Source organism: Okeania sp. SIO2B9, assembly GCF_010672505.1.
GTDB classification, from domain to species: domain Bacteria; phylum Cyanobacteriota; class Cyanobacteriia; order Cyanobacteriales; family Microcoleaceae; genus Okeania; species Okeania hirsuta.
Genome location: NZ_JAAHGK010000651.1, coordinates 1 through 4,269, shown reverse-complemented (window position 1 = coordinate 4,269; position 4,269 = coordinate 1). Strand labels below are relative to the sequence as shown.

Annotated in this window: 1 protein-coding gene; it reads right to left on the bottom strand. The window is 41.8% G+C overall.

The annotated features are described in order from the left end of the window. Positions 1-459: 459 nt before the first annotated feature. Positions 460-4,269: type I polyketide synthase (locus F6K13_RS20885; RefSeq protein ID WP_353735693.1), on the bottom strand; the 3,810-nt coding region annotated here is incomplete at its 5' end.

The window sequence follows — 4,269 nt, the reverse complement described above, 5'->3', positions numbered from 1 at the left end:
GGCCAGCCGGCGCTGTTGACGTTGGCCAGCGGCTCCCAGGGCGTGTTGACCTTGCCGAAGAACGGGGCCGACTTCACCAGATCGACGAAGGGCCGACCGCGGGCGTAGTCGCGCACACCGTTGAGGCCCGCGCCGAGCGGCGTGGGTTCGCCGGCGGGGGCGAGTGACGTCATGAGAGCAAGACAGCAGAGGGCAGATAGTCTTTGCACCGAACAGCTCCTTGAGGGACGACGTGGCGTGTCGACGTCCCTCGACCCCCCTCGAACGAACAGACCCGGATCAGGTCCCTCGGGTTCGTCAGTGTCCGGCTCCTCCTGAGCCGCCGCGGAGTCTCCGCTGGCTCATGCACCGTCGGACGAAAGCTGGTCAGGTCATGACCTTTTCGTCCCCTCCGACACGTCCGAAGCTCCCATCGTAGGGCCCCTGCAGAACCCCACAACCACCCGCCGACCGATTGGGTCATTCAGCCGGCCCGGATTCCCTGGATTGCCCGAAGTGCCGGCGGAAGGCTCGGAAGGCAGGGGGAATTCGGTAGGGGTCGACGTATACGCTCCGCGGTGAACTGCGGCCGCACTCGGTACAGGTATCTGTTTGAGCAGTTCGGATTTTTCCTGTAGCATGGAGTTTCCATTTCTGTTCCTCTTGATTTTGTTGTTGAGAAAATATTTGGAATTGGTAGCTTTGATTGTCTAGTGGAGTCAGAATGGTTTGGGCATTTGTTAATTCTCCTGGTGGTAGTGTCCATCCCTTACTGATGCTTAAATCTTCTATTACTATTTGGGGTGTTTTTAATTGGCGATTTCCTGCTGCCATTGCTATTTCTAGGTAGCCTGTTGCCGGAAATAATGCTCGATCAAATATTCGATAGTAACTCAAATAGTTGGGTGAATTTTCCCCTATTTGTGATGCAAATATTTGTTGTTCGCTGGCACAATTTAGCTTTTGACCTAGTAGTGGATGGAAGTTTTGGCCTTTGGAAAACTGTTGTTGAGGCGAGAAGTTGAACTTGTTGTTGGTTTCTATCCAACATCTTTCTCGTTGGAATGGATAAGTCGGCAATGCCACTTTCTGACGACTATAGTCTGAGTCAAATCCTAACCAATCTATTTTTACTCCTTTGACATACAATTGTCCCAGACTTGATAGTATTTGTTCCCATTCATCTACTCCCGGACGCAATGATGGCAACCATTCTCCTACATCTTCTGTTACACATCGTCTGCCCATGCCCAACAATATTGGTTTTGGTCCGATTTCCAGGAAGGTTTGATATCCTTGCTCTTCTAGAGTTTTCATACTCTGGGCAAATTTTACTGGTTGCAGAACATGATCTACCCAATATTGAGCAGTAGTTATTTCTGTACCTACTTCAGTACCAGTGACATTTGATATTATTGGTATTTGCGGTTTATTATAGGTAATTTCTTTGGCTACTGCTGCAAATTCTGTTAACATTGGTTCCATCAATGGGGAATGGAAAGCATGGGATACTTGTAGTTTTTTAGTCTTCACTTTCGCTGCTTCCAATTCACTACAAATCTTAGCGATCGCTCCACCCTCTCCGGAAATTACTATACTTTTCGGTCCGTTAACTGCTGCTATTGTTACTTGGGAACTATATTCTTTGATAGCTTCCATTACCTGAGATTCTGATGCCATTACCGATACCATCTCACCACCAGAGGGTAACTGTTGCATCAACTTACCCCGCATAGCTATTAATTTTAGACCATCTTCCAGACTTAATACTCCTGCTACTGTTGCTGCTACATATTCTCCTACACTATGCCCCATTACTACATCTGGTTTCACTCCCCATGATTGCCATAATTTAAAGAGAGCATATTCTATGGCAAATAGTGCTGGTTGTGTATAAGCTGTTTGATCTAATAAATCGGCAGTTGACTGTTGTGTATCTTGAGGATAAATAACTTCTAATAGAGGTACTTCCAGATAGGGTTGTAAAATTTGGTCGCATTCGTCTAAACCTTGACGGAAAGTCGGTGCTTGTTCATACAGTTGCCTTCCCATATTTGTATACTGGGAGCCTTGACCTGTAAATAGGAATGCTATTTTCTGACTTTGCTTATTTGTCTCGCCTGAAAATACTCCTACTAATTCTGACTGAGTTTTCCACTCTAGCAGTTTCTCTATTAATTCTTGAGGTTCGGATGCGATCGCTCCTAGTCGATGATTAAAATGGGTTCTACCTGTAGCAGCTGTATAACATATATCATGTAGGGAGGTTTCGCGAAACGTCTCTACATTAGTTTCTAAATAACTTTGATAACTACTGACTAAATCTTTTAGAGAATTTTCTGTTTTCGCCGATAAAGTTAACAAATGCAGAGAACGTTCTAAATATTCTTCACTTCTGACTTTTGACTTCTGACTTCTGACTTCACTAGGAGCTTCTTCTATAACAATATGAGCATTAGTACCGCTAAAACCAAAAGAACTAACTGCGGCTTTCCTTGGTTCTCCTGCTGAAACTTCCCAATCTTTTAATTCTGTATTAACATAAAAAGGGCTATTTTCAAAGTCAATATGTGGGTTTGGTTGCTCAAAATGTAACGACGGTACTAATTTTTGGTTTTTGAGACACAAAATCGTCTTGATCAAACCAGAAACTCCAGCAGCAGTTGAGGCATGGCCAATATTACTTTTGACCGAGCCGATCGCACAAAAATGCTTCTTCTTCGTCCACTTAGAAAAGGCTTCTGTTAAAGCTTCTACTTCTATTGGATCTCCCAGAGGTGTTGCCGTACCATGAGCTTCTACATAACTAATAGTTTCTGGATTAATGCCAAACTTCTGATAAACTGCTGCTTCTAAACTAGCTTGAGATTGACTGCTAGGGGCACTAATTCCGTTAGTATTACCATCATAATTTACCCCCGTTCCTTTGATAACTCCATAAATAAGATCGTTGTCTTGAACTGCTTGACTATAGCTTTTTAACAAGATAACGCCACAACCTTCGCTCCAAGTTGTACCTGACGCTGAAGCATCAAAAGTTTTACAACGTCCATCAGGGGATATCATTTGAAACTGACTTGAGGCTATTTGGAAGTCTGCTGTTGCACAAATAGAAATACCTCCAGCGATCGCCATTTCGCTTTCCCCTCTCTGTATACTTTCACAAGCTTGATGAATAGCGACTAATGAGGACGAACAAGAGGTATCAATAGTTGCTACTGGCCCTTTCAAGTCAAGGAAGTAGGCAATTCTTGCTGGTACAAGAGACAGAATATTTCCTGTTAGTACAAACCGATGAGTCTCTAATCCAGCAATTGACAATAACTTGAGATAATCACCTGTTGATGCTCCCACAAATACTCCACACTTTTCACCTTTGAGAGAATCAGTAGCATATCCAGCATCCTCTATAGCATGGTAAGCTTCTTCTAAAAATATTCTTTGTTGAGGCTCGACAAACTGAGCTTCTTCGGGAGAAATTTTAAAAAATAAGGGGTCAAATTTATCAATTTCCTCTAAAAAACCAGCGCACTTTGAATAGGCAGTACCTGGATTCTCTGGATCTGGATTATACCAATTCTTTTCTTCCCATCTTCCAGGAGGTGGATCTGTTACACTATCAACTCCATTCTTTAAATTTTCCCAAAATTCTTGCCAGTTATTTGCTCCTGGATATCGACATGAGATTCCAATAATTGCTATATCTGTGTTCGCTATATCATTGTTACCAGAGTTAAGCCCTTCACTAACATCTGTTTTAATTTCTGGTGCTACTTCTAATAATAAATTTTCTGCTGCGTCTAATGAGATTTTTCCTGAGCTTAACAATGATAACAATTCTTCTGAATTATCAGGATTTACCGATTTATTTTCATAGTTATCTATTTTTTTTTGAGTTGTCGTTTTAGCTGGCGATTTTCCCTCATCCAAACCTAACAGAATTGATTCTACATTCTCCAAGGAAATATCACCTGATTGTAACTGATTTAATAATTTTTCTGTATGATCTTCTGGTTTGACTACTTCTAATTCTAATAATAAATTTTCTGCTGCTTCTAAAGATATTTCTCCTGAGCTTACCAAAGACAATAATTCTTCAGATAATAAGTCATCATAATTATCCGTATTTACCGATTTATTTTCATAGTTATCTATTTTTTTTTGAGTTGTCGTTTTAGCTGGCGATTTTCCCTCATCTAAACCTAACAGAATTGACTCTACATTCTCCAAAGAAATCTCACCTGATTGTAACTGATTTAATAATTTTTCTGTGTTCTCTTCTGGTTCTAC